14 protein-coding genes are annotated in these 25,199 nt (G+C 62.2%); 11 read left to right on the forward strand and 3 right to left on the reverse strand.

Annotated features, from left to right (window positions below):
- Positions 1-168: 168 nt before the first annotated feature.
- The 3 genes from J2X54_RS15735 to J2X54_RS15745 all read right to left on the reverse strand — a co-directional run bounded on the left by J2X54_RS15735 (position 169) and on the right by J2X54_RS15745 (position 7,806).
- A complete protein-coding gene (locus tag J2X54_RS15735; protein WP_310181884.1) occupies positions 169-2,835 on the reverse strand; it encodes a TonB-dependent receptor in 2,667 nt (888 codons plus the stop codon).
- 375 nt (positions 2,836-3,210) lie between these two features.
- Complete coding sequence (locus J2X54_RS15740) at positions 3,211-4,710, reverse strand: PQQ-binding-like beta-propeller repeat protein (RefSeq protein WP_310181887.1); 1,500 nt, start codon at positions 4,708-4,710, stop codon at positions 3,211-3,213.
- 297 nt (positions 4,711-5,007) lie between these two features.
- Positions 5,008-7,806: a TonB-dependent receptor gene (locus tag J2X54_RS15745; protein ID WP_310181889.1), complete on the reverse strand. Its 2,799-nt coding sequence runs from the start codon at positions 7,804-7,806 to the stop codon at positions 5,008-5,010.
- A 455-nt stretch (positions 7,807-8,261) separates the two neighbouring features.
- Here J2X54_RS15745 and J2X54_RS15750 point away from each other — a divergent pair, with 455 nt between their 5' ends.
- From J2X54_RS15750 to J2X54_RS15800, 11 genes are all read left to right on the forward strand, one after another.
- Positions 8,262-9,212, forward strand: a complete 951-nt coding sequence (locus tag J2X54_RS15750) for a VTT domain-containing protein (RefSeq protein ID WP_310181893.1) — start codon at positions 8,262-8,264, stop codon at positions 9,210-9,212.
- A 136-nt stretch (positions 9,213-9,348) separates the two neighbouring features.
- A complete protein-coding gene (locus J2X54_RS15755; protein ID WP_310181895.1) occupies positions 9,349-10,377 on the forward strand; it encodes a glucokinase in 1,029 nt (342 codons plus the stop codon).
- Between the two features lie 326 nt (positions 10,378-10,703).
- Entirely contained in the window at positions 10,704-11,483 is a 780-nt protein-coding gene (gene scpB, locus J2X54_RS15760; RefSeq protein ID WP_310181896.1) for an SMC-Scp complex subunit ScpB, read from the forward strand.
- Positions 11,470-13,890, forward strand: a complete 2,421-nt coding sequence (locus J2X54_RS15765; protein ID WP_310181898.1) for a pseudouridine synthase — start codon at positions 11,470-11,472, stop codon at positions 13,888-13,890. Before scpB ends, J2X54_RS15765 begins: the two co-directional genes overlap by 14 nt.
- A 282-nt stretch (positions 13,891-14,172) precedes the next feature.
- Complete coding sequence (gene rimP, locus J2X54_RS15770) at positions 14,173-14,661, forward strand: ribosome maturation factor RimP (RefSeq protein WP_019921609.1); 489 nt, start codon at positions 14,173-14,175, stop codon at positions 14,659-14,661.
- A complete protein-coding gene (gene nusA, locus J2X54_RS15775; RefSeq protein ID WP_070252177.1) occupies positions 14,658-16,223 on the forward strand; it encodes a transcription termination factor NusA in 1,566 nt (521 codons plus the stop codon). The genes rimP and nusA overlap by 4 nt, the downstream gene beginning before the upstream one ends.
- A 46-nt stretch (positions 16,224-16,269) precedes the next feature.
- Positions 16,270-19,182, forward strand: a complete 2,913-nt coding sequence (gene infB, locus J2X54_RS15780; RefSeq protein WP_310181902.1) for a translation initiation factor IF-2 — start codon at positions 16,270-16,272, stop codon at positions 19,180-19,182.
- Between the two features lie 83 nt (positions 19,183-19,265).
- Positions 19,266-19,670, forward strand: a complete 405-nt coding sequence (gene rbfA / locus J2X54_RS15785; RefSeq protein ID WP_070252181.1) for a 30S ribosome-binding factor RbfA — start codon at positions 19,266-19,268, stop codon at positions 19,668-19,670.
- Positions 19,667-20,590: a tRNA pseudouridine(55) synthase TruB gene (truB, locus tag J2X54_RS15790; RefSeq protein WP_070252183.1), complete on the forward strand. Its 924-nt coding sequence runs from the start codon at positions 19,667-19,669 to the stop codon at positions 20,588-20,590. The genes rbfA and truB overlap by 4 nt, the downstream gene beginning before the upstream one ends.
- Positions 20,591-20,721: 131 nt before the next feature.
- Entirely contained in the window at positions 20,722-22,554 is a 1,833-nt protein-coding gene (typA, locus tag J2X54_RS15795; protein WP_070252185.1) for a translational GTPase TypA, read from the forward strand.
- A gap of 215 nt (positions 22,555-22,769) precedes the next feature.
- A complete protein-coding gene (locus J2X54_RS15800; RefSeq protein ID WP_310181907.1) occupies positions 22,770-24,983 on the forward strand; it encodes a DUF3141 domain-containing protein in 2,214 nt (737 codons plus the stop codon).
- The last annotated feature ends 216 nt before the right edge of the window (positions 24,984-25,199 follow it).

A 25,199-nucleotide genomic window follows, 5' to 3' on the forward strand; every position in this document is an offset into this window, starting at 1 on the left:
TAACAGTATTTTAAAAAGAGCAATGCCTCAAGTCGCAATTCCGGATTGTGTGAGGTAACGAACATAACCGTGGCGTCGGTCAGACAGTACGAAAAAAAAAGCCGCATCGCGGGCGCAATGCGGCTTGCAGGTTGATCAGGCGCCAGTGCTGGCGTCCGGACCTTGCTATCAGAACGTGTAACTACCCCGCACATACAGGGCCCGACCCACCGGGTCCGTGTAACGTGGATCGTAACCCTTCTGGAACAGCGTGCCCTGGTTGGAGAACGGCGGCTCCTTGTCCAGCAGGTTTTTCACGCCGGCCGTCAGCGCCAGGCCGGTGAAGCCGCTGTACGTGCCCGACAGGTTCCACAGGCTGTACGACGGCACGCGGTTGAGGAAGGCGTCCTCGATGTCGAGATTCTGGTCGATGTAGCCGGACTTGTACGACTGCGCCAGGGTGGCGCTCCAGCTGGCCAGGCGCCAGTTCAGGGCGGCATTGTGCTTCCAGCGGAACACCGGGTTGTTGGCGGCGTAGCGGGCCACGTTCTGGGTGTAGGCGCCGCCGCGCTCATCCTGGTATTCATACTTGTGCACCCAGGTGCCATCGACGGTCAGCGTCAGGTTGCCGTAGGCGCTGGCGCTCGAGCGCAACGTCAGGCTCAAGTCGACGCCATCGGTGTTGACCTTGCCGAGGTTCTCCTTCAGGTCCAGGATCGCGTTCGGCGTGCCGTCGGCGTTGCGCAGGAAGCGCTCGCGGTATTTCTCGAAGTTGCCGTAGATGGTTTCCTCGGGCAGCGCATTGATCTTGTCCTTGAGGCGGATATTGAAATAGTCGGCCGAGACGGTCAGCTGCGAGACCGGCTCGAGCACCACGCCAAAGGCGAAGGTCTTCGATTTTTCCGGCTTCAGCGCTGGATTGCCACCTTGCAGCTTGTACTGCTGCAGGTCGCAGTCGCGCAGCGGATTGGCGATCGGGCTGTCGGCGATGGTGCCGCCCGGGCACAGGATCGGATCGTTGTACGAGTTGTTGGTATCGTTGCGCGACAGTGGTGCGTTCTTCTCGAACAACGTCGGCGCGCGGAAGCCGGTCGAGGCCGAACCACGCAGCAGCAGCTGTTTGGTCGGCTGGTAACGTACGCCGATTTTCGGATTGGTGGTGTTGCCAGCGTCGCTGTACTTGTCGTAGCGGGTGGCCAGTTGCACTTCCAGGTCCTGCAGCAGTGGCAGGTTCAGTTCGCCGAAAATGGCCTTGATGGTGCGCGAACCGTCGGTCGATTGCGAACCGGACAGGCCCGAGCTGGCGGCCTGGCTGGCGATCTCGCGATTGACGAAGAAGTCCGCTTCCTCGCGGCGCAGTTCGCCGCCGATGGCCACTGCCGCCTTGCCGCCTTGCATATCCCACAGCTCGCGGCTGGCCTTGGCGTCGATGCCGGTGTTGCGGGTTTTGCCTTTCTGAACCTGGCCGCGCAGGGCGGTGCTCTCCAGGTACGCCTTGCCGGCCGCGTCCTGCGCCGCGAACGGATTGAGGATGCCGTCGCGTACGCCGGCCGCGAACGACGCGTCGCGCACATAGCCGCCGGTGAAGTATTCGGCCGACCGGCTTTCCGACAGCGTGAAGCCGGTCTTGTAATCCCAGCCGCGCAGCAAGCCCTCGACCGAGATCGACAGGCGGTCGGCCTGGCCCTTGGAGACGATTTCGCGCTGTCCCGCCTCGGTGGGGCGCCAGTTCACCGACAGCGGCTGGCCCGACAGGCCCGGCATGGCCGGCGTGCCGCCGGCATTGCCCGGATAGTATTTGCTGGTGTTGGGCAAGACCAGGTTGGCCTGCGGCGGCGGCGCCGTGTGCGACAGCACGTCGTTTTCGGCGTGCAGGTATTCGACCGAGGCCTGGTGGTCGTTGTTGATCTTGAAGGTGGCCTTGCCGAAGAAGGTTTTCTGTTCCTGCTCGGGCAGGTTGTCGATTTGCCGGGTGTAGTCCTGGCGGCAGGTGCCGTTGCTGGCGCGCGGCACCGACAGCGGGGCGTCGCAACCGGTGGCAAAGCCGGGGTTGCCGGTGGCGCCCGAACCTGGGTCGAAGTAGTTGCCGGGGAAGGTGGTGCCGGAAGTGAGGTTCAGGCCCCGCGACGGGATCACGCCGGTCTTGGAAAACTCGCGCATTTGCGAGTTGAGGATATCGGTCTTGTGATAATCGAACACGCCGAACACGTTGTAGCCGTCTTGTTCCAGGTCGCCGAAGCCGCTCGAGATATTGAAGCGCTTTTCATCGGCGCCCGGCTTGCGCGGCGCGATCGCCTCGGCGGTGATGGTGGTGGTCTTGACGTTGCGCTTGGTGATGAAGTTGATCACGCCGCCGATGGCGTCGGTGCCGTAAATGGCCGAGGCGCCGTCGCGCAGCACTTCCACGCGTTCGAGCGCGGTGACGGGAATGATGTTCAGATCGACGCTGGCGCCGTCGTAAGGATGGTTGGCGATGCGGCGGCCGTTGAGCAGCACCAGGGTCTTGTCGCCGCCCAGGCCGCGCAAGTCGGCGCTGGCCTGGCCGCCGGTGGGCAGGCCGGAACTGTTGCCGCCCACGGCGTTGCCGGCGCCAAAGCTCGAGCTGTTCGAAGGGATACGGTCCAGCACTTCCTGGGCCGTGGTCAGGCCCTGCTTGACGAAGTCGTCGGCGCGAAACACGGTCAGTGGATTGGCCGTCTCCGACACCAGCCGCTTGATCGACGATCCCGTCACTTCCACGCGCTGCATCGGCTGCTCCGTGGTTTGCGCCTGCACAGTGCCGATCAGTCCCAGTCCCAGTACGCCGCCGGCGAAGCCTGCGCGTATGCTGCCAGCCAACACTTTTACAACCATCATTTCACTCTCCCAAATGAACCCTGCGTTTTGTAAAGGACTTGCACTGCGTTCATCAAATCATTGGCATGAAATTCCTGTCAACGTTGGAAGTTTGGAAATCGTGCGATTTGGGCAGCTTTGTGCCTGGTTTGTCGGATGACATCTGTATGACAAGTCAGGCGGATATTTGGTCGTCCCTGGATCCGGGGATGGGAATGCTGGCTGGGAATGCTGAATCACCGCTGATAGGATGGCCTTGCTGTGGTGTTGCTGCCACACTGTTGCTGTATTCGAATGCATGAAACAAGTACAAGGGCTGTGGCCCTGGTGACTTTTTTGCGACAAAAAAAGCCGGGCCACTGCAAGGCGGCCCGGCTCGTTACTGCGCTGTGCGGCTTACTTGAGGTTGACGGCTACAGTGGCGTCTGCCCCTTGGATGTACAGCACGCCATTCTGGCTGATCGACAGCAGGCCTGCCATCGGATAGCTCCACACGGTTTTGCGCGTGGCCAGGTCGATGGCGTAAGTGACGCGGTTGGTGCTGACGAACAGCAGGTTCCTGGTCACCACGGCAGGGCCGTAGAAGACCGACTCGGTGCTCAGCTGCGGTGTCCACGACCACTGCAGTGCGCCATCGGCTTCGGCGCGCGCTTCTACCCGGAACGGATTGGTGTTGAGCGCGTACAGCACGCCGCTGGCGTAGGCAGGCGAGATGCCATAGCCGCCGGTGACGCGCCAATCGACGAAGCTTTTGGCGATATCGAACCGGGTCAGGCCAAAGCTGGTGCTACCGGTATTGCTGTTATAGATGGGGGTGGTGGCATACACGCCGTTGGCGCCAATGACGGGCGCGCCGCTGCCCTGGTTGTAGAAGCTGCCATTGTTGCTGCTGTCACGGATGGTCGCCAGCTTGTCACCGGTTTTTGGTTTGACGACGACAATCGCGTCGCCGGCATACATATATACACCGTTGGCATCTGCCGCAGGCGCCCATTGCGCCGCCGACGAGATGGCGGTGGTGTTGAACAGCGTTTCGCCGGTGGTGCTGAAGCCGTAGAGGCCAGCGTACGAACTGCCGTTGGTGTAGATCACGCCATCCTGGATGACCGGTGCGGACAGCCGGTCATAATAAGACGAACCTACGCGCGCACGGAACCGCACGGAGCCGGTGGCCGCGTCGAAGGCGAACATATAGCTGCCATCGGACACGCTGCCCACGGCATAGACCACGCCGTTGGCGATTGCCGGCGGGTTGCCAGGGTAGCCAGAGCTGGCACCGAAGTCATATTTCCAGGCACGGGCGCCGTCGGTTTCCTTGTAGGCGTACAGCGAGGTGGTGTCGGTCATGTACAGCAGGCCGTTGGCGGTCACTTGCGACGCCAGCGCGGTGCTGCTCGAACCGGACGGGTTGTTCAGCAGGCCACGTTTCCAGCGCAAGGTAATCTGATCGGGTTTGATGTCGATCGGCACATAGCCGGTATGGGCGTTGTTGCCCTGGAAGGTAGACCAGTCGTTGGCGCCTGTCATGGCCGACAGCGCGGTGAGGTTGTCGCCAGGCCAGGTTGTCGTGGCACCGACGATGGTGATGTCGTATGGCACACTGATGGACGCTACCGACTGCGCGGTCGTACAGGCCTGATCGCTGCACAGCTTGATGGTGGCATTGCCCTTGTAGCATCCCGGCGCCACGCCAGTGGCAGTGTCGAGCGAGAAGGTGTACAGGCCGTTGGCGCCTGCCGTCACTTGCACCGAAGCTTGCAACACGCCGGCAGCGTCGCTGGCGCTGGCATACACGGTGCCGGTTGGCGTGAAATTGGCGGCCTGGGCAGTCACCACCAGGTTGACGCCCACGTTGCTGGCCATCACGCGCGCGATGGTTCCGGACTGTACCGTCATGGTCGCAGCCGGTGGCGCGGTCGGGGTAGTGGGGTTGGTAGGCGCAGCAGGCGTGGCAGGGGCCGGTGCTGGCGTTACCGAGTCACTACCGCCGCCGCCACAACCCGCAAGAATTAAAGTTGCGAGCAAGCCGCCCGTCCAAACCGCATTGTTCCGACCCTGGTACATGGTGATGTTCCTGATTATTTAAAAATCAATATGCTAGCCTCAGGGAATCATTATTGCAATTAGTAAAGTTGAAAAAGCCGGGCTGCTTGTCAAGCAGGCCCGGCTTTGTTGTATTACATCGTCAGATGCTTAGAAAAACTTGTAGCTCGCGCCCAGTTTCATGTAGCGGCCGATGGCGCCGGAAGCGTCCATCGGGTTGTAGCTCATGGCGCCGTAAGTTTGCGGATCGAGTGGCGCCAGCTTGTCGAACACATTGTTCATCGACGCGAACAGGGTCAGCTGCTTGCTGATGTTGTAGCGGGTCGACAGGTCCAGCGTGGTGAACGACGAGATTTCGCACTTGGCGTTTGGCGCGTTGCCACCGCCGAAAGCGGCGGTGAAGGTGCTTGCGCACAGTGCGCCGGCGTACGCGGTGTTGTCCATCTTGCTGCGGAAGTTGACGTTGCCGGTTACGTTCAGGTCGCCCAGATCCCACGATGCATTGAGGTTGATCTTGTTTTTAGGCGTACCGGCGCAGTTCGAGGTGTCGCAGTTGCCGTGGGTGCCAGCGTACTGGTAACGCACGGTAGCCGACTCGCTGCGTACCCACGACGCCACGTGGGTCCAGTTCAGGCCGATCACTGCACGGCCGTACTCGCCCAGGCGCAGGCGCTGTTTGACGTCCAGGTCCACACCCGACACTTCCGTGAAGCTGGAGTTGCGGTAAGGCGCCTGGGTCAGCACCAGGGTGCCGGTGTTCGCAATGGCGGCGCCGTTGACGACCAGGTTGTTATCGTTACGTACAGCCGTTGGCAGTGCTGCGGCCTGGTCGTACGGCAGCGAGTTGATTTCGTTGGTACGCTTGATTTTCCAGGCGTCCAGCGACAGGCTGGTGCCCTCCAGCGGATCCCAGACCAGGCCCAGGGTTTTGCCTTTCGACTCTTCCGGCTTCAGGTTGGGGTCGCCCACTTTGACGGCGGCGATGGTGATCGCGCAGTCGGTGGAGGTGGCGCCGCCGGCAGCTGGCACGCCGCCCGGGCAGCGTACCGGATCGCGTACTGGTGCCGAGCCGGTCGATTGTGAACCGACGTTGCTCTCGGCCGCGCCCGGAGCGCGGAAGCCCTCGGTGTAGGTGCCGCGCAAGGCGAAGGTCTTGACCGGGGTCCACTTGATGCCGGCTTTTGGCGTGGACGAGCTGAAGCGGTCGTATTTGTCGTAGCGCAGCGCAGCCGACAGCTCGACGGTTTTCACGATCGGCGCCAGGATCTCGGCAAATACGGCCTTGACCTTGGAGTCGCCGAAGGCGGCCACGTAGCTCGAGTTGATCGAACCGTTTTCGGAACCGGCCAGCGACGGGTTGGACAATTGCTCTTTGCGGTATTCACCGCCCAGCGCCAGGCCCATTTTGCCGCCTGGCAGCTCGAACAGTTCACGCGATGCCTTGAAGTCGACGATGTCGAGCTTGGTGGTCGAGTGCGAGCCGGCGTTCACGCGCAATGCCGCATACAGCGACGCCGGATTGCGGAAGGCCTGGTCGCCGATGTAGTACGGGAAGTACTGCGAGGTACGGTCGCTCAGGGCCGCACGCAGCACGTTCATGTTCAGCATATTGCTGTAGCCCAGGTCCAGTGCCGACTCGGAGTGGGTAATGCCGGTGTCGTAATCCCAGCCCATGGCCGAACCCTTGAGGCCGATGACCGCGCGCTTGAAAGTGTTGTTGGCGCTGCGGGTGCTCGGGCCGACGTCGAACGCCGAGTAGCGCAGGCGGGTGGCCACGCCGTACGGGTTCTGCGGATGGGTAGCGGCCAGCAGCGGCAGGTTGCCGTAGTTGATGAAGCCCTGTGGCGTGGTGGCGTTGGGCGGGAATGCCACGGTCGGGGTCACCGATGGTGGAATCATCATGAACGACGTGTCGCGCTTCGAGTAGCCCAGTTCGGCGTAAGCCTGGGTGTCGTCATTGATCTGCCAGGTGCCGCGCGTGTACAGGTTGATCGACTCGATTTCCGGCTGCATGTCGCGGAACTGGTCGTTATGCCACAGGCAACCACCGCCCGAACCGGTCTGGTCGGTGGTGGCCGACAGCGTCGAGCAGCCTGGCAGGGAGACGTAGTCGTTGGTCAGCGGGTTACGGATCGAACCGGTCGGGCTCGGGCTGGCAGTGTTGTTGCCAGCGATGTAGCCGGCGGCAAACTGGGTGCCTACCGGGTAGCCATAGGCGCGCAGGTCGGATTTGCCAATATAGGCGCGGTCCTTGCGGTCGCTGTTTTTCAGGCTGTCGGACTGGAAATATTCGGCGTTGAAGACGACGTTGAACTTGTCTTCATCGAGATTGCCCTTGCCCCAGGTAACGGCGGCCTTGTTCTGCTTGGCATCGCTGTAGCGCGAGAAACCGGTGTCGGCTTTCAGTTGCAGGCCCTCGAAGTCCTTGCGCAGGATGATGTTGACCACGCCGGCAATCGCATCGGCGCCGTAGGTGGACGAAGCGCCGTCCTTCAGGATCTCGATCCGCTCGACGATCTGCATCGGCACGGTGGACAGGTCGGTAAAGCTTTTCTGACCATCGTCGGCACGGGCGAACGGCGCCATGCGACGGCCATTGAGCAGCACCAGGGTCGATGTCGCGCCCAGGCCGCGCAGCGAAATCGCGGTGGAGCCGGCGGCGAAACCGTTGCCGAAGCCGGTCGGCAGCGAGCCGGCGCCGTCGGCGGTCAGGGTTTGCAGGTATTCGGCTACCGTGCCCTTGCCCGATTTCATCAGGTCGTCGCGGCTGATGACTTGCACCGGCGATGCCGTCTCGGCGCTGGCGCGCTTGATGCTGGAACCGGTGATCTCCACCCGCTGGATCGGCGCGGCCGACTGGTCCTGGGTGTTTTGCGCCATGGCTGGCACGGCCAGCAGGCTGGCTGCGGCAACGCTGCCCGAGAACATCAGGCGAACCGAACGGGACAATACTCTTTCCATCATCATGCTGAAACTCTCCACTGAACTGGCTATGCTGGTTGAACGGCTTGGCAGGGGCGTCTTGGCCTCCCTGCTTTTTATAAAAACATTCCAGCAGTACCTGTGTCAATGTGACCAATATTTACCGGGCGGGGCAGCAGATGCTGTTGCCGACGTCTGCAACAAGGCAGGGCGGCGGACATGGCCGACCAGATCGTCGCGCTAAATGCAAATAACGTCGGCAAAGATGCTTGTAAAGCCATATTTCATATATCAAAAAGTCAACGGTGTAAAATATGGAAAAAGCCCAAAATCTGATCAAAAATAAACTGTAACCATCGCCACTTCTGTGACGGTTTGACGACAAAAGCGCGTTTGTGGCAGCGAATGTTCGTTTTGCGCAGGGGATGGTGCAACGCGATTGCCACGGCGTGGGCATGCGGTTTTTACGTTAAGATATCCGTATGCCGAACTTTATCCACCTGCTGCAGGAATATGGCGTGCTGATCGTGTTTGCGATCGTGCTGATCGAACAGATCGGCCTGCCAATTCCCGCCTATCCCGTCCTGATCGTCGCCGGTGCCTTGTCCGTCGATGGCGATTTCAGCTGGCCCGCCGTGCTGGCGGTAGCCGTGTGCGCGTGCATGCTCAGCGACGGCTTCTGGTTCCGCATGGGGCGCATGTACGGCAAGCGCATCCTCAAGCTGCTGTGCCGCATTTCGCTGTCGCCCGATTATTGCGTAAGCCAGACCGAGGACAGTTTTACGCGCTGGGGTCCGCGCATGCTGATCGTCTCCAAGTTCATTCCCGGTTTTAATACCATCGCCGCACCGCTGTCAGGCGCGATGGGCGTGCACAGCCGCACTTTTGTCGGTTACAGCATGCTCGGCGCCATCTTGTGGGCCGGCACCGGGATTGCCATCGGCGCCTTCTTCCACGCCAGTATCGATACCGTGCTCACTGCGCTCAGCACCATGGGCAGTACCGCGCTGGCCGTGCTGCTGATCTTGCTGGCGCTGTTTATCGGCTACAAGTACCTCGAGCGCAAGCGCTTCCGCCAGTCGGTGCAGATCGACCGCGTGACCATCGACGAAATCAAGCAGCTGCTCGAACAGGGCGCTGCGCCCGTGCTGGTCGATGCCCGCAGCGTCACGGCGCAGTTGCTGGAGCCGGCGGTGCCTGGCGCCTTGCTGTTCAACGGCGGCCAGCCAGCGCCGGAGCTGATCGCGGTGGACCGCGACCGCCACGTGATCGTCTACTGCAGCTGCCCCAACGATGTGACCGCTGCCCAGGTCGCCAAGGAGCTCAAGCAGCATGGCTTCACCCTGGCGCGTCCGCTGCACGGCGGACTAGACGCCTGGAACGCGGCGTTCGGCGTACGGCCGGTGGTCGATGAGCACGCCGCAACGGCATAGGCTGGGGTAGTCATACTACGAGCAAAAAATGGGGTAGGCCCGGGAGTTACACGCCTCACTGTACTAAAACTACAAATTTCTTGCCAGTCTTGGTAAAAATACCTTAAGCTTAGGCTTCAACTATTTTTCGCCGACCATGACAGCTACCTCATCGCCATCCTCTCCGATCAACGATTTCCCAGGTGGGCCGCGTCTGCTGGCCGATGTCGGCGGCACCAATGCGCGCTTCGCACTGGAAACCGCCCCGGGCCAGATCGTGGCGATCGACGTGCTGCCATGCGCCGACTACCCAACCCTGGCTGCGGCCCTGTTGTCCTACCTGGGCTCGCCCCTGGTGGCAGAGGTCACCGGGGTGGAGCCGGGCAGCATCCGCCACGGCGCGATTGCGATTGCCAACCCGGTGATCGGCGACATGGTGCGCATGACCAATCACCACTGGGCGTTCTCGATCGAGGCGCTGCGCTGCGAAGTCGCTTTCGACACCTTGCTGGTGGTGAACGACTTCACCGCGCTGGCCAGCGCGCTGCCCTTCCTGTCATCCGAACAGAAGCGCCAGGTGGGCGGGGGCGCGGCCGTGCCGGGCACGCCGCTGGGCCTGATCGGCGCCGGTACCGGCCTCGGGGTGTCGGGCCTGATTCCCGGCAAGGACGGCTGGACTGCCTTGCTCAGCGAAGGCGGCCACGTGACGTTTTCGCCAGCCAACCCGGTTGAAGTGGCAATCCTGCAATATGCGTGGACCGAATTCGAACACGTCTCGGCCGAGCGCCTGATGTCCGGCGCCGGTATCGAACTGATTTACCGCGCGCTGGCAAAGCGGCACGGCGTGGTGGCCCAGCCGCTGGTTGCGGCCGACATCTCGCGCCGCGCGCTGTCCGGCGAGTGCGCGCTGTGCGACGAGGTGATCGAAGTATTTTGCTGCATGCTCGGCACCATCGCCAGCAACCTGGTGGTCACGCTGGGCGCGCAGGGCGGTATTTATATCGGCGGCGGCATCGTGCCGAAACTCGGCGACCGCTTTCACCGCTCCGGCTTCCGCAACCGTTTCGAGCACAAGGGCCGCTTCTTCCAGTACCTGGCGCAAGTGCCTACCTGGGTGATCACGGCGCAGTACCCGGCCTTCGTTGGAGTTTCTGCAATCTTGTCCGAAAGGCTAGCCTCCGTGTAAGTCACGTTACATTTCGCTGCGCTGACTGCGCGTTTTGTGGTTTTATCAGGTACAATTCAAACGTTGGATGAAACTTCCTGGACAGGTCATGCTTGTTTTCGCTCGAAAACGGCGCCGAGATGCTGGTGTTTCATGTAAATGCGATCGCTTCGGCGGTCGCGGCAATTCTCTCTCTCCCGCCAGGCGACTCGCTTCGGCGTCGGAAAAACAGCTTCAGCGACTACTCCGGCAGGCGGCATCATGGATGCGGCGCCTTCCTCAACGACTCACTGAATGTAATTGATGTCATTCTGTGCATGTGTAGAGCATGCAGCCATAAGATTGCTATGGATAATGCTGAGGCCAAAAAAGTCCTCGAAACCGCCTTGCTGTGCGCCCGTGAGCCGTTGACCCTCCACAGTCTGAAAAAACTGTTTGTCGACGACGAGCAACCGCCGGGCCCAAACGACGCCGTGGTCGGCGCCGAACAGATCAGGCAATTGCTGGAAGAGCTGGCCGGAGATTGGGCCGGCAAGGGCGTGGAAGTGGTCAGCCTGTCGAGTGGCTGGCGCTTCCAGAGTCGGCCCGAGATGAAGCACTATCTCGACCGCCTGAGCCCCGAAAAGCCGCCGCGCTACTCGCGGGCCACGCTGGAAACGCTGGCCATCATCGCCTACCGCCAGCCTGTCACGCGTGGCGATATCGAGGAAATCCGCGGCGTTGCCGTGAACTCGCAAACGATCAAGATGCTGGAAGACCGTGGTTGGGTCGACGTGGTGGGCCACCGCGACGTGGTGGGCCGACCGTCGTTGCTGGGCACTACGCGCCAGTTCCTCGACGACCTGGGACTGAATTCGCTGTCGCAGTTGCCGCCGTTGCAGCAAATGAGCGAAACGCAGGGCGGTGGTCCCGATATGGCCGCGCTGGAAGCGGCCTTGCAACAGAACTTTGAAAAAGCCGCGCACGATGACCGTGCCGCGCAAGCAGACGATGGCACGGTGGTGCCGGTGGCTACAGCAGCCGCGACTAGCCCGGACTCCGGCCAAGAAGTTAATCAAGATCCTGTGCATCGTCCCGATGTCACGGTCGACGAGCACAAGCAAGAAACGAATAATGAACAAACCTAAATCCCCAGAGACAGTCAACGACGCCGCCGAAGTAGCGGTCGCCAAGCCCAAGCGCCGTACCAAGGCCCAGATCGCAGCGGAAGCCGGCGGTGTTGCCGATGCGGCGCCTGCAGCTGCCGCCGCAGCAGTGGCGGACGCCGCCGCGCCAGCGGCCAAGCCGAAGCGCAAGGCCAAGGCCGATGCGCCGGTAGCCGCCGCAGCAGCCCCGGCACCAGCAGCCCCAGCGCCAGCCCCAGCCCCAGCAGCCCCGGCGCCAGCAGCCGTCGCGGCGGTTGCCGCCGACGCGCCTGCCGCCGTGAAAAAGCCGCGCGCCAAGCCGGCTGCCAAGGTTGCCGGTGATGTGGCGGCCGCCTCTGCCCCTGGCACTGCTGCTGCTGCACCAGCTGTTGCTGCGCCAGCAGCCGAACGCGCCGCCGGCGTTGCTGTTTCTGCCGATGCCCCTGCCAAGCCGGCCCGCGCGCCGCGTGGCCGCAAGGCCGCTGCCACTGCCGCAGCGGTCGAATCGACCGATGCGCCAGCCGCTGAAGCTGCGGTAGTTGCTGCCGCCGGCGATGCCGCGCCAGCCGATGGCGTTCCGCGCATCGACCGTGGCCAGCGTCCGCGCGGCCCGCGCCAGATGCGCGAACAGCGCGCCGTGCGCGAAGCGCTGATGCCGAAGGTCGAGCCAGCGGTGGAAGCTGCCGCACCGGTCGAAGGCGCCGAGGGCGTTGCAGCCGTCGAAGGCGACGCACGCCAGCCGAACGAGCGCGGCCAGCGCAACGGCCGCCAGGCCGGCCAGCCACAGAATGGCCGTAACGGCAAGAACGCCAAAGGCAAGAACGGCAAAGGCCGTGGCCAGCCCGGCGACAAGCCGAGCGACGCCGACGCCGTGTTCTCGTTCGTCACGTCCGACGCTTTCGACAGCGAAGAAGGTGGCCGTGGCCGCCAGCCGCAAAAAGCTGCGCGCCGCGACCTGACCGCCGACGACGACGCACCGAAGCTGCACAAGGTGCTGGCCGAAGCCGGTCTCGGTTCGCGCCGCGACATGGAAGACCTGATCGTCGCCGGCCGCGTGTCGGTCAACGGCGAGCCAGCCCACATCGGCCAGCGCATCCTGCCGACCGACGCAGTCCGCATCAACGGCAAGCTGATCCAGCGCCGCGTGAGCAAGAAGCCGCCACGCGTGCTGGTGTACCACAAGCCGGCCGGCGAAATTGTCTCGACCGACGATCCGGAAGGCCGTCCATCGGTGTTCTCGCGCCTGCCGACCATGAAAGCCGGCAAGTGGCTGGCCGTCGGCCGCCTCGACTTCAACACCGAAGGCCTGCTGCTGTTCACCACCTCCGGTGACCTGGCCAACCGCCTGATGCACCCGCGCTACGGCATCGATCGTGAATACGCGGTGCGCACCCTGGGCGTGCTGGAAGAAGGCATGCGTCAAAAGCTGCTGGCTGGCGTCGAGCTCGAAGACGGCCTGGCGCAGTTCTCGAAAATTGCCGACGGTGGCGGCGAGGGCATCAACAAGTGGTACCGCGTGATCATCGGCGAAGGCCGTAACCGCGAAGTGCGCCGCATGTTCGAAGCGATCGGCCTGACCGTCTCGCGCCTGATCCGTACCCGCTACGGTGCCATGACCCTTCCGAGCAGCCTGAAACGTGGCCGCTGGGAAGAGCTGGAAGAAAACCAGGTGCGCGACATGCTGGCCGTGTACGGCGTCGAGAAAAAGGGCGGCGCCGATGGTGTTGCCGCTGCTTCCGCACCAGCGCGTACCGGCAAGGGGCCGCAGGCGGCCAAGCCGGCCCAGAACAAGGGTCCGGAAAAACGTCCGCAGCGTGGCCGTGCGGAATACGACGACCGCGATGACGACGACGAGGACGATATCGACGAACCGAACTTCAACCGTGCCGACGTCAGCAATGACAACGCGCTGCCATTCGCCAAGCCGCCACGCGGCCAGGGCCGTGGTCAGGGCGGCTTCGGTGGCGGTCAGGGTCGTCCGAACGGTGGCGGGCAAGGTCGGGCCGCAGGCGGCCAGGGTGGCTTCGGCGGCCAGGGCGGCGGTCAAGGTGGTCAGGGCGGCCAGGGTGGACGCTCGGGTGGCGGCAATGGCCGTGCCGGTGGCGCCCAGGGTTCGAGCCGCCCGGGTGGTCGTCCGCAGGGTATCGGTGCGTATGCCGGCGGTCGTCCGCTCGGCGATGCCGCGCCGGCCCGTGCCGGTGGTCCGCGTCCGCAAGGGCAGGGCGGCCAGGGTGGTCAAGGCCAGGGTCGTGGTCAGCAGGCCAAGCCGGCCGGCAAAGGTCCGCGCCAACCCGATCCGCTGCAAACCACGTTCGGTTTCGGTAACAGCAGCGGTGCGCCGCGTCGTGGCCAGCAGCAGCCGCGTGGCGGCGCCAGCGATCACGGCATGCCGCGTCGTCGCAAGGGTTAAACCCGCGTTCGCTGCGGGGTTGTTTTTACCCGCAAAAGCCTTATTTTGGCTGTTGTAGTGCCGCAGTAGGGCGGTTTTCCCGCGTGCGCTGATTGCAGCGCCGACCGAATAAGGTTATAATAACCAGCCTGGTAAAAGTTCTTGTCCGGATAAAACCGCAGGAAACCTTTGCTCGGGTTGGTATTACTGGAAGATGGGCACTTGCCCATTTTTTTTTTGTTGAACGGGTTTGTCACCACGCTTTCTGAAAGCGAGGAAACAGGCCTTAATCTGGAGAATTTCTTGCAGCTGCCGCAGTTAATTGAAACGACCGTCACCGGTCTGGGCTATGAGCTGGTTGATGTCGAACGGGCCGAGCGCGGAGTGCTGCGCGTGTTTATCGATTTCACCGCGGCCGACGCTGAAGAAAAAGGTCCGATTACCGTGGAAGATTGCGCCACGGTCAGTCACCAGCTGTCGCACGTGCTGACGGTCGAGAACGTGAGTTACGAGCGTCTCGAGATTTCGTCGCCAGGGCTCGATCGCCCGGTGCGCAAGCTGGAAGACTTCGTGCGTTTTGCCGGTTGCGAAGCAATCGTCAAACTGCGCACCGCAATGCCGGGTACGAACAACCGTAAATCGTTCCAGGGGATCTTGCAAGAGCCCCAGGGCGAGAATTTGTCGTTGGAATTTGAAAGCAATGATGGTCCGGCGCTGTTGGAGTTTACGCTCGCCGATATGGATAAGGCACGCTTGGTGCCGCAGGTGGTTTTTAAGGGACGCAAAGCATGAGTCGCGAAGTTTTGTTATTGGTAGACGCGCTGGCGCGTGAAAAGAACGTCGATAAGGATGTCGTTTTCGGCGCCCTCGAATTCGCATTGGCGCAAGCCACGAAGAAACGGTATGAGGGTGAAGTAGACATCCGCGTTTCGATCGACCGCGAGTCGGGCGAATTCGAATCGTTCCGCCGCTGGCACGTGGTACCCGATGAAGCCGGCCTGCAACTGCCGGACCAGGAAATCCTGCACTTCGAAGCCAAGGAACAAATCGCCGACATCGAAGTGGATGACCACATCGAAGAGCCGATCGAATCCGTGGAATTCGGCCGCCGCTTTGCGCAAGACACCAAGCAAGTTGTGCTGCAGCGCGTGCGTGACGCCGAGCGCGAACAGATCCTGGCCGACTTCCTCGAGCGTGGCGACTCGCTCGTGACCGGCACCATCAAGCGCATGGAACGCGGCGATGCAATCGTCGAGTCCGGCAAGATCGAAGCCCGCCTGCCGCGCGACCAGATGATCCCGAAGGAAAATCTGCGTATCGGCGACCGCGTACGTGCTTTCATCCTGCGCGTGGACCGCAATATGCGCGGCCCGCAAGTGATCCTGTCGCGCACCGCGCCTGACTTCATCGCCAAGCTGTTCGAGCTGGAAGTGCCGGAAATCGAACAAGGCATGCTGGAAATTAAATCGGCTGCCCGCGACGCCGGCGTGCGCGCCAAGATCGCCGTGTACACCGCTGACAAGCGCATCGACCCGATCGGTACTTGCGTCGGCATGCGCGGTTCGCGCGTCCAGGCCGTTACCGGCGAGCTCGGTGGCGAGCGCGTGGACATCGTGCTGTGGTCCGAAGATCCGGCCCAGTTCGTGATCGGCGCGCTGGCGCCGGCCAATGTTTCGTCGATCATGGTCGATGAAGAAAAACACGCCATGGACGTGGTCGTGGACGAGGAAAACCTCGCCATCGCCATCGGCCGCTCGGGCCAGAACGTACGCCTGGCGTCCGATCTGACCGGCTGGAAGATCAACATCATGACGGCCGAGGAATCGGCCGACAAGGCAGCCCAGGAAACCGCGGCAGTGCGTGCACTGTTCATGGAAAAACTGGACGTTGACCAGGAAGTCGCCGACATCCTGGTAGAAGAGGGCTTTGCCAGCCTGGAAGAAATCGCTTACGTGCCGATCTCCGAAATGCTGGAAATCGAATCGTTTGACGAAGATACCGTCAACGAACTGCGTACCCGTGCCCGTGACGCCCTGGTGACCGAAGCGATTGCTTCGGAAGAAGGCCTGGAAGGCATGGAAGAGGCACTGGTCGGTCTGGAAGGCATGGACCGCATCACCGCCGGTAAGCTGGGCCTGGCAGGTATCAAGACTGTTGAAGCATTTGCAGGCCTGGCCTACGACGAATTTGGCGCCATTCTGGCCTTCTCGTCCGACCGTGCCCGCGCGCTGATTTCGAATGAATTTGAAGATGTGACCGACGATGAGATGAAACTGGTCGATTCGAAGTACGACGACCGAGCGAAGGGCCTGCAAGCGAAGGCCTGGACCCTGGCAGAATCGGCAAAGGCTTAATTTGAGTATCTTTATCATCTCCGCGACACATAGAAAAGAGGACTGAATGGCGAGTAACAACGTAGCCCAATTTGCCACCGAACTGAAGATGCCTGCAGACTTGCTGCTGACGCAGCTGCGTTCTGCCGGCGTCGAAAAAAGTTCGACGTCAGATCCATTGTCGAAAGATGATAAGGATAAGCTGCTCGATCATCTGCGTCGCACCCACGGCGCTGCAGCCGACGTGGAAAAGAAGAAAATCACGCTGACGCGCAAGGAAACGACTGAAATCAAGCAGGCCGACGCCAATGGCAAGGCCCGCACGATCCAGGTCGCCGTCAAGAAAACGCGTACCTTCGTCCAGCGCGACGAACCGGTCACGACCGCTCCTGCCGCCCCCGTGGCGCCAGTGATCGATCCGGCTGAAGTCGCTCGTCGCGAAGAAGAAGTGCGCAAGCAAGCCGAACTGATTGCACGTCAGGAAGCCGACCTGCGCGAGAAGCAGGAGCATCTGGCCAAGCTCGACGCCGAGAAGGAAGCGCAAGCGAAAGCAACCGCCGACGCCGAAGCCCGCGCCAAGAAGGAAGCCGACGCGGAAGCCAAGCGCGATGCCGAGCAAGCTGCCGCCAAGGCTGCCGCTTCGGCCCTGAACGCCGCCAACAGCAACGCCAATGCCAGCGCTAGCGCAACCGATGCTGCTGCCAGCGCCGCTGCGGCCGCTGCCGCTGCTGCTGCCGACGCGCAAAAGAAAGCTGCTGCCGAAGAAGCCAAGAAGAAGCTTGACGCTGCCGCCAAGGAAGCCGCTGAAAAAGCTGCTGCCACCGACCGCGCACGCAAGGCCGTGGCCGATGAAGTAGCCCAGATCAAGGCCATGATGAACGCGCCGCGTCGCGCCATCAAGGCACCGGAACCAGTACCGGTCCCGGTCAAGCCAAAAGTTGCCGAAGGCACGCTGCACAAGCCAGCGACCACGGCCACGACCGCCAAGCCGGGCGACAAGCCAGGCGACAAGAAGCCAGCGGACAAGAAATCGATCAAGTCGGCCAACGTGGCCTCGACCTGGTCCGACGACAAGAAGCGCGGCGCTCCAGGCGGCGGCAAAGGCCGTGGCGCCCCATCGGGCCCATCGACCGGCCGCGACAGCTGGCGCGGTGGCAAGGGTGGCCGTCGTCATTCGCAATCGGATGACCGCGAAACCAACTTCCAGGCCCCGACTGAAGCCGTGGTCAAAGACGTGCACGTACCGGAAACCATCACCGTGGCCGAACTGGCCCACAAGATGTCGGTCAAGGCGTCCGAGGTCATCAAGCAACTGATGAAGCTGGGCCAGATGTGCACCATTAACCAGGTGCTGGACCAGGAAACCGCGATGATCGTCGTCGAAGAAATGGGCCACAAAGCCCACGCCGCCGAGGAAGACGATCCGGAAGCGATCCTGGCCGACCAGGGTGAGCACGCTCACTTCGAGTCCAAGCCACGCGCACCGGTTGTCACCGTCATGGGTCACGTCGACCACGGTAAAACCTCGCTGCTGGACTACATCCGTCGCGCCAAGGTCGCGTCGGGAGAAGCCGGCGGGATTACCCAGCACATCGGCGCTTACCACGTCGATACGCCACGCGGCATGATCACCTTCCTCGATACCCCGGGTCACGAAGCCTTTACGGCCATGCGTGCCCGCGGTGCGAAAGCCACCGACATCGTCATCCTGGTGGTGGCGGCGGACGACGGCGTGATGCCGCAAACCAAAGAGGCGATCGCTCACGCGAAAGCGGCTGGCGTACCACTGGTGGTGGCGATCAACAAGATCGACAAACCAGGCGGCAACGTTGACCGTGTGACGCAAGAGCTGGTTGCCGAGAGCGTGGTGCCGGAAGAATACGGTGGCGATTCGCCATTCGTGCCGGTATCGGCCAAGACCGGTGAAGGTATCGATGCGCTGCTCGAGCAAGTGCTGCTGCAGGCCGAGGTACTGGAACTGAAAGCACCGATCGATGCGCCGGCCCGTGGCCTGGTGGTCGAAGGCCGCCTCGACAAGGGCAAGGGCCCGGTTGCCACCATCCTGGTGCAGTCCGGTACGCTGCGTCGCGGCGACGTGATTTTGGCTGGTTCCTCGTTCGGCCGCGTGCGCGCCATGCTGGACGAAAACGGCAAGCCGATCACCGAAGCTGGTCCATCGATCCCGGTCGAAATCCAGGGCCTGACCGAAGTGCCGCAAGCCGGTGAAGAAGTCATGGTCATGGCCGACGAGCGCAAGGCGCGTGAAATTGGTCTGTTCCGTCAAGGTAAGTTCCGCGACGTGAAACTGGCCAAGCAGCAAGCCGCGAAGCTGGAAAACATGTTCGACCAGATGGCCGAAGGCGAAGTCAAAAACCTGCCGTTGATCATCAAGACCGACGTGCAAGGTTCGCAAGAAGCGCTGGTGTCGTCGTTGCAGAAACTGTCCACCTCCGAAGTGCGCGTACAAGTTGTCCACGCAGCCGTCGGTGGCATCACGGAATCGGACGTCAACCTGGCAGTGGCCTCGAAGGCCGTCATCATCGGCTTCAACGCCCGTGCCGACGCCCAGGCCCGCAAGCTGGCCGAGTCCAATGGTGTGGACATTCGCTACTACAACATCATTTACGATGCGATCGACGAGATCAAATCGGCGTTGTCGGGCATGCTGGCACCGGAAAAACGCGAAACCGTTACCGGCCAGGTCGAGATTCGCCAGGTTATCCTGGTCTCGAAAGTCGGCGCCGTTGCCGGTTGCCTGGTCACCGATGGTGTGGTCAAGCGTTCGTCGTCGGTGCGCCTGCTGCGCAACAACATCGTGGTGTGGACTGGCGAAATCGACTCGCTCAAGCGCTTCAAGGACGATGCGAAAGAAGTACGCGCCGGCCTGGAATGCGGCCTGTCGCTGAAGAACTACAACGACATCCAGGTGGGCGACTCCCTGGAAGTGTTCGAAGTGCAGGAAATCGCCCGTACCCTGTAATTCACAGGCGATCAATGTAGTAATAGGTGAAGTGGACGGGTGCTTTTGGGGCCCGTCCACTTTGCCGTTTATGGAATATCATCATGGCAAAACACAGTAAAACCATCCCGCAGCGCGGCTTGCGCGTGGCCGATCAAATCCAGAAAGACCTGTCGGAACTGATCGCATTCGAATTGAAAGATCCCCGCGTAGGCATGATCACGCTGGCCGAAGTGCAGATCACCCCCGATTACGCCCACGCCAAGATCTACTTCACCATGCTCAAGGACGATCCCGAGACCGTGAAGAACACCCTGGCCGGCCTGCAGGCGGCGTCTGGCTACCTGCGCAATATGCTGGGCAAGCGCCTGCACATCCACACCCTGCCGGCGCTGCACTTCGTGCACGACACGTCGGTGGCGCGCGGCATGGCCATGTCGGCACTGATCGACCAGGCCAACGCTACCCGCTCGCTGGATGACGGCGTGGAAGACGGCAAGGACGAATGAATCAGAACAAAGTCAAACGCGTACGCGACCTGGTCGACGGCGTGCTCTTGCTCGACAAGCCGGTCGGCTTTTCCAGCAACGATGCGCTGATCAAGGCCAAGCGCGTATTGAACGCCAAGAAGGCCGGCCACACCGGCACGCTCGATCCATTCGCCACCGGCCTGCTGCCGCTGTGCTTTGGCGAGGCGACCAAGTTCTCGCAGGATTTATTGGAAGCCGATAAAACCTACGACACCGTGGTGCACCTGGGCCAGACCACCGACACCGGCGACACCGAAGGCGAAGTCATCGACACCCGCGACGTCAACGTCACGCTCGAACAGATCCACGCCGTATTGGAACAGTTCCGTGGGCCGATTGCGCAAGTGCCGCCGATGTACTCGGCGTTAAAGCGCGACGGCAAGCCGTTGTACGAATACGCCCGCGCCGGCATCACGCTCGAGCGCGAAGCGCGCAACGTCACCATCCACAAGCTGGAGCTGATCGCGTACGAGGCGCCGATGCTCAAGCTGTCGGTCACGTGCAGCAAGGGCACCTACATCCGCGTGCTGGGCCAGGATATCGGCGCAGCACTCGGTTGTGGCGCGCATTTAAATGCACTGCGCCGCACCCAGGTGGGGCCGTTGACCATGGAGAACATGATCACGCTCGACGCGCTGATCGCGCACCCCGAGCCGTTGAGCCTGCTGGCGCCGGTCGATGCGCTGCTGGCCAGCTTTCCGGCCATACAGCTGAACGCCGAACTGGCGAAACGGTTCCTCAACGGCCAGCGCTTGGCGCTGGGCAAGGAACCGGTCACGGTGCCCGCCGAAGAGGGCAGGGTCCGCGTGTACCTGGGCGACAAGTTGCTGGGCACGGCCATGCTTGGCGAATACAGCATCCTGGCGCCCGAGCGGTTGATTGCCTTCACACCTCAATGAGATACGTATAAGCAACTCATTGAAAATAAACAGATCCCGGCGATAGAGTTGCAACGCAACATGCTATACTAGCCGGCTTTCCGTACAGCTTTTTGTACGTACCCCGCAGTTTCTCCGCAAAATATACGACTATGTCCACTACTAAACGCGCAATTCGCAACATTGCAATCATCGCCCACGTTGACCACGGTAAAACCACCCTGGTTGACCAACTGCTCCGCCAGTCCGGCACCTTCCGCGAGAACCAAGCGGTCGATAACCGTGTCATGGACTCGAACGATCTCGAAAAAGAGCGCGGCATCACGATTCTGTCCAAGAATTGCGCAGTCGAGTACGAAGGCACCCACATCAACATCGTTGACACCCCAGGCCACGCCGACTTCGGCGGCGAAGTGGAACGTGTACTGTCGATGGTTGACTCGGTCCTGCTGCTGATCGATGCCCAGGAAGGCCCGATGCCACAGACCCGCTTCGTGACCCGCAAGGCACTGGCGCTGGGCCTCAAGCCTATCGTCGTCGTCAACAAGGTCGACCGTCCAGGTGCACGTCCTGAATGGGCGATCAACCAGACCTTCGAACTGTTCGACAAGCTCGGCGCAACCGACGAACAACTGGACTTCCCGATCGTTTACGCTTCCGGTCTGAACGGCTATGCCGGCCTGACCGAAGACGTACGCGACGGCGACATGAAGCCGCTGTTCGACGCCATCCTGCAACACGTACCAGTACGTGACGACAACCCGGACGGTCCGCTGCAAATGCAGATCACCTCGCTCGACTACTCGTCGTACGTGGGTAAAATCGGTATCGGCCGTATCAACCGTGGCCGCGTCAAGACCGGCCAGGACGTCATCGTCCTGAATGGCCCAGGCGCCACTCCGATCAAGGGCCGCATCAACCAGGTGCTGAACTTCAAGGGCCTCGAGCGCGTGCTGGTTGACGACGCTGTCGCCGGCGACATCGTGCTGATCAACGGTATCGAAGACATCGGCATCGGTTCGACCGTGTGCGCACCGGACACCCCGGAAGCGCTGCCGATGCTGACCGTCGACGAGCCTACCCTGACCATGAACTTCATGGTCAACAACTCGCCGCTGGCTGGCCGCGAAGGCAAGTTCGTGACCTCGCGTCAACTGCGCGACCGCCTGGACAAGGAACTGAAAGCCAACGTCGCACTGCGCGTGGCGCCAACCGACGACGACACCACGTTCGAAGTATCGGGCCGTGGCGAGCTGCACCTGACCATCCTGATCGAAAACATGCGTCGCGAAGGTTTCGAGATGGCTGTATCGCGTCCACGCGTCGTGTTCAAAATGGTCGATGGCGTGCGCCACGAGCCGTTCGAACAACTGTCGGTTGACGTTGAAGAAGCCAACCAGGGCGGCGTGATGGAAGAACTGGGCCGTCGTCGTGGCGACCTGCAGAACATGGAATCGGACGGCAAAGGTCGTGTGCGCCTGGAATACCGTATTCCAGCACGTGGCCTGATCGGCTTCCAGGGCGAATTCATGACCCTGACCCGTGGTACCGGCCTGATGAGCCACGTGTTCGACGCTTACGCTCCGGTGGACAACACCAAGGGCGAGCTGGGCGGCCGTCGCAACGGCGTGCTGATTTCGCAGGATGACGGCGCTGCCGTTGCCTACGCTATCTGGAAACTGCAAGATCGCGGCCGCATGTTCGTGGTCCACAACGACCCGGTGTACGAAGGCATGATCATCGGTATCCACTCGCGCGACAACGACCTGGTGGTTAACCCGATCAAGGGCAAGCAGCTGACCAACGTGCGTTCGTCGGGTACCGACGAAGCCGTGCGCCTGGTGCCGCCGATCCAGATGTCGCTGGAATACGCAGTCGAGTTCATCGACGATGACGAACTGGTGGAAATCACCCCGAAATCGATCCGCCTGCGCAAGCGCTTCCTGAAAGAGCACGAGCGTAAAAAGGCATCGCGCGAAGCGTAATCACGCGTCTGCCGGTCAAGAAAGCCGCCTTCGGGCGGCTTTTTCTTTGACCAAAATCATCTGTTGATGAATCAAGACTGGCTTTGGCGGCATTTCCATGGTCCGGATTCGTTTGCGTTTTTGACGGCACTGGAGTACTTTGGTGCATGGCAGCATGACCCAAAGCATGGAGGAATTCTGTGAGTGAAGAAAAGCATAACCCCTGGGCTGGTTTGATGAATTGGCCCGGCAGTCCGTTCAATGTCGCCCAACAAGGGCTCGATTACTGGGTGGACGCTTGCCAGCGTTCGATCCTGTTCCTCGACGTGCTGCGCCAGCGCGGCACCGATACCAACGCCCGCGCTGCCAAGACGGCGCCGCACGTGTTGAGTTTCCCGTTCGAGATCATCATGGACGGCCGCACGCTCGAGCGCCCCGTGAATTACGGCCTGTGCTACATCGCACCGCCCGACGGCATCGAGCCCGACCCTACCAAGCGCCCGTTCATCGTGTTCGACCCGCGCGCCGGTCACGGTCCCGGCATCGGCGGCATGAAGCACGACAGCGAAATCGGCGTGGTGCTCAAAGCCGGCCACCCGTGCTATTTCGTCGGCTTTACGCCGGTGCCGGTGCCCGGCCAGACCATCGAAGACGTGTGCCGCGCCGAAGCGGCCTTCATCGCCCACGTGGCCGAGCGCCATCCGCAAGCGGACGGCAAGCCGGCCCTGATCGGCAACTGCCAGGCCGGCTGGCAAATCATGATGACCGCCGCCCTGAAGCCCGACCTGGTCGGTCCGCTGGTGCTGGCCGGGGCGCCGCTGTCGTACTGGGCAGGCGTGCGCGGCAAGAATCCGCTGCGCTACCTCGGTGGCGCGCTGGGCGGCACCTGGATGACCTCGCTAGCTGGCGACCTCGGCAACGGCATCTTCGATGGCGCCCAGCTGGTCGCCAACTTCGAGAAGATGAATCCGTCGAATACCTTGTGGAGCAAGAACTACAACGTCTATTCCAAGATCGACACCGAGGCGCCGCGCTTCCTGGAATTTGAAAAGTGGTGGGGCAACCCGGTGCTGCTCAACGCCGGCGAGATGCAGTACATCGCCGACTCGCTATTCGTCGGCAACCGCCTGAGCGAAGCGGCGCTGCTCGACAGCGACGGCCACCGCATCGACCTGCGCAACATCAAGTCGCCGATCGTGGTGTTCTGCTCGTGGGGCGACGACATCACGCCGCCGCAGCAAGCGCTGGGCTGGGTGCTCGACCTGTACGAGAATGACGAAGCGCTGGTCGCCGGCGGCCAGACCATCATCTACTCGATGCACCAGAGTATCGGCCACCTCGGCATCTTCGTGTCTGCTTCGGTAGCCAACAAGGAACACGAGGAATTCACGGCCGCGATGGACATGATCGACATCATGCCGCCGGGCCTGTACGAGGCGGTGTTCCTGGAAAAGGACGAGGAAATGCTGCAGGAAGAACTTGCAGCCGGCGACATGATGGGCGGCGACTTCGTGATGCGCTTCGAGCGCCGCACGCTCGACTCATTGCGCGCGCTGGGCGGCAACGACGAAGAGGACGAGCGCCGCTTTGCCACCGTGGCGCGCGTGTCGGAAATCAACCAGGGCCTGTACCGCACCTTTGTCAGCCCGGTGGTCAAGAGCATGGTGACCGAGCAGAGCGCCAAACAGCTGCGCGAGTCGCACCCGATGCGCCTGCGCTACACGGCGTTCTCGAACAAGAACAAGCTGCTCGACGGCATCCCGGCCCTGGCCGAGAAGGTGAGGGCGCAACGCCGTCCGGTCGCCAAGGACAACATCTTCCTGCAGATGCAGGAAGCGATGTCCAAGCAGATCGTCGCGGGACTCGATATGTATCGCGACGCGCGCGACCAGGCCACCGAGAAATTCTTCCTCGACGTGTACGGCTCGCCCGTGCTGCAGGCGATGGTGGGCTTGCGTGCCGAGAACGGTGCCCTGCGCCGCATCGGCCGCGACCTGTCGCGCGAAGCAGCGCTCGACGCGTACCGTACTGCTGCCGCCGGCAAAACTGCCGAGGGCGGCACCACGGAGGCAATCATCCGCGGCCTGCTGTACATCTACCGCAGCCCGGAGATGAGCGCGGCCGACGAGCGCGCCTTCGCCACCATCCGCCAGTTGCGCCTGCGCACGTCCACCGATGAAGAGCTGAGCGTCACGCACTTCAAGACCATCGTGCGCGAGCAGTATCTGATGTTGCAGGTGGCAGAAGAAGCGGCGATGCGCGACTTGCCGCTGCTGCTGCCGGACGACCCGGAAGCGCGCGCGACCGCGCTGGGCATCGTGCGCCAGGTGGTGGGCGCCACCGGCACCGTCACCGGCGACGCCGCCCAGCGCCTCGAGCGCGTGGCGGCGATGTTCGGACCCAAGCTGGCGGTGGTGCGCAAGAAGAAGCAGGCCAGCGGCGCGGCATAACGCCGCCAACCCGCCAGGCCAGCGGCGCGGTATAAAACGCCGCCAGCCCGCCAGGCCAGCGGCGCGGCATAAAACGCCGCCAGCCCGCCAGGACAGCGATGCCGCGTAGCGCCGCCAGCCCGCCAGGCCAGCGATGCCGCGTAGCGCCGTCAGCCGCCAGGCCAGCGGCGCGGCATCGTACCGCCAGCCTACCAGGGCAGCGATACGGCATCGTGC

This window comes from Duganella sp. 3397 (assembly GCF_031456625.1).
Classification (GTDB): Bacteria; Pseudomonadota; Gammaproteobacteria; order Burkholderiales; family Burkholderiaceae_D; genus Rugamonas; species Rugamonas phyllosphaerae.

Excerpts from the sequence above, each read along its gene's own strand:
- scpB (WP_310181896.1), top strand. The coding sequence starts at position 10,704 with ATGGATAATGCTGAGGCCAAAAAAGTCCTCGAAACCGCCTTGCTGTGC.
- typA (WP_070252185.1), top strand. The coding sequence starts at position 20,722 with ATGTCCACTACTAAACGCGCAATTCGCAACATTGCAATCATCGCCCAC.
- truB (WP_070252183.1), top strand. The coding sequence starts at position 19,667 with ATGAATCAGAACAAAGTCAAACGCGTACGCGACCTGGTCGACGGCGTG.
- J2X54_RS15765 (WP_310181898.1), top strand. The coding sequence starts at position 11,470 with ATGAACAAACCTAAATCCCCAGAGACAGTCAACGACGCCGCCGAAGTA.
- J2X54_RS15750 (WP_310181893.1), top strand. The coding sequence starts at position 8,262 with ATGCCGAACTTTATCCACCTGCTGCAGGAATATGGCGTGCTGATCGTG.
- J2X54_RS15740 (WP_310181887.1), bottom strand. The coding sequence starts at position 4,710 with ATGACGGTACAGTCCGGAACCATCGCGCGCGTGATGGCCAGCAACGTG.
- J2X54_RS15755 (WP_310181895.1), top strand. The coding sequence starts at position 9,349 with ATGACAGCTACCTCATCGCCATCCTCTCCGATCAACGATTTCCCAGGT.
- infB (WP_310181902.1), top strand. The coding sequence starts at position 16,270 with ATGGCGAGTAACAACGTAGCCCAATTTGCCACCGAACTGAAGATGCCT.
- nusA (WP_070252177.1), top strand. The coding sequence starts at position 14,658 with ATGAGTCGCGAAGTTTTGTTATTGGTAGACGCGCTGGCGCGTGAAAAG.
- J2X54_RS15735 (WP_310181884.1), bottom strand. The coding sequence starts at position 2,835 with ATGATGGTTGTAAAAGTGTTGGCTGGCAGCATACGCGCAGGCTTCGCC.
- rbfA (WP_070252181.1), top strand. The coding sequence starts at position 19,266 with ATGGCAAAACACAGTAAAACCATCCCGCAGCGCGGCTTGCGCGTGGCC.
- J2X54_RS15800 (WP_310181907.1), top strand. The coding sequence starts at position 22,770 with ATGAATTGGCCCGGCAGTCCGTTCAATGTCGCCCAACAAGGGCTCGAT.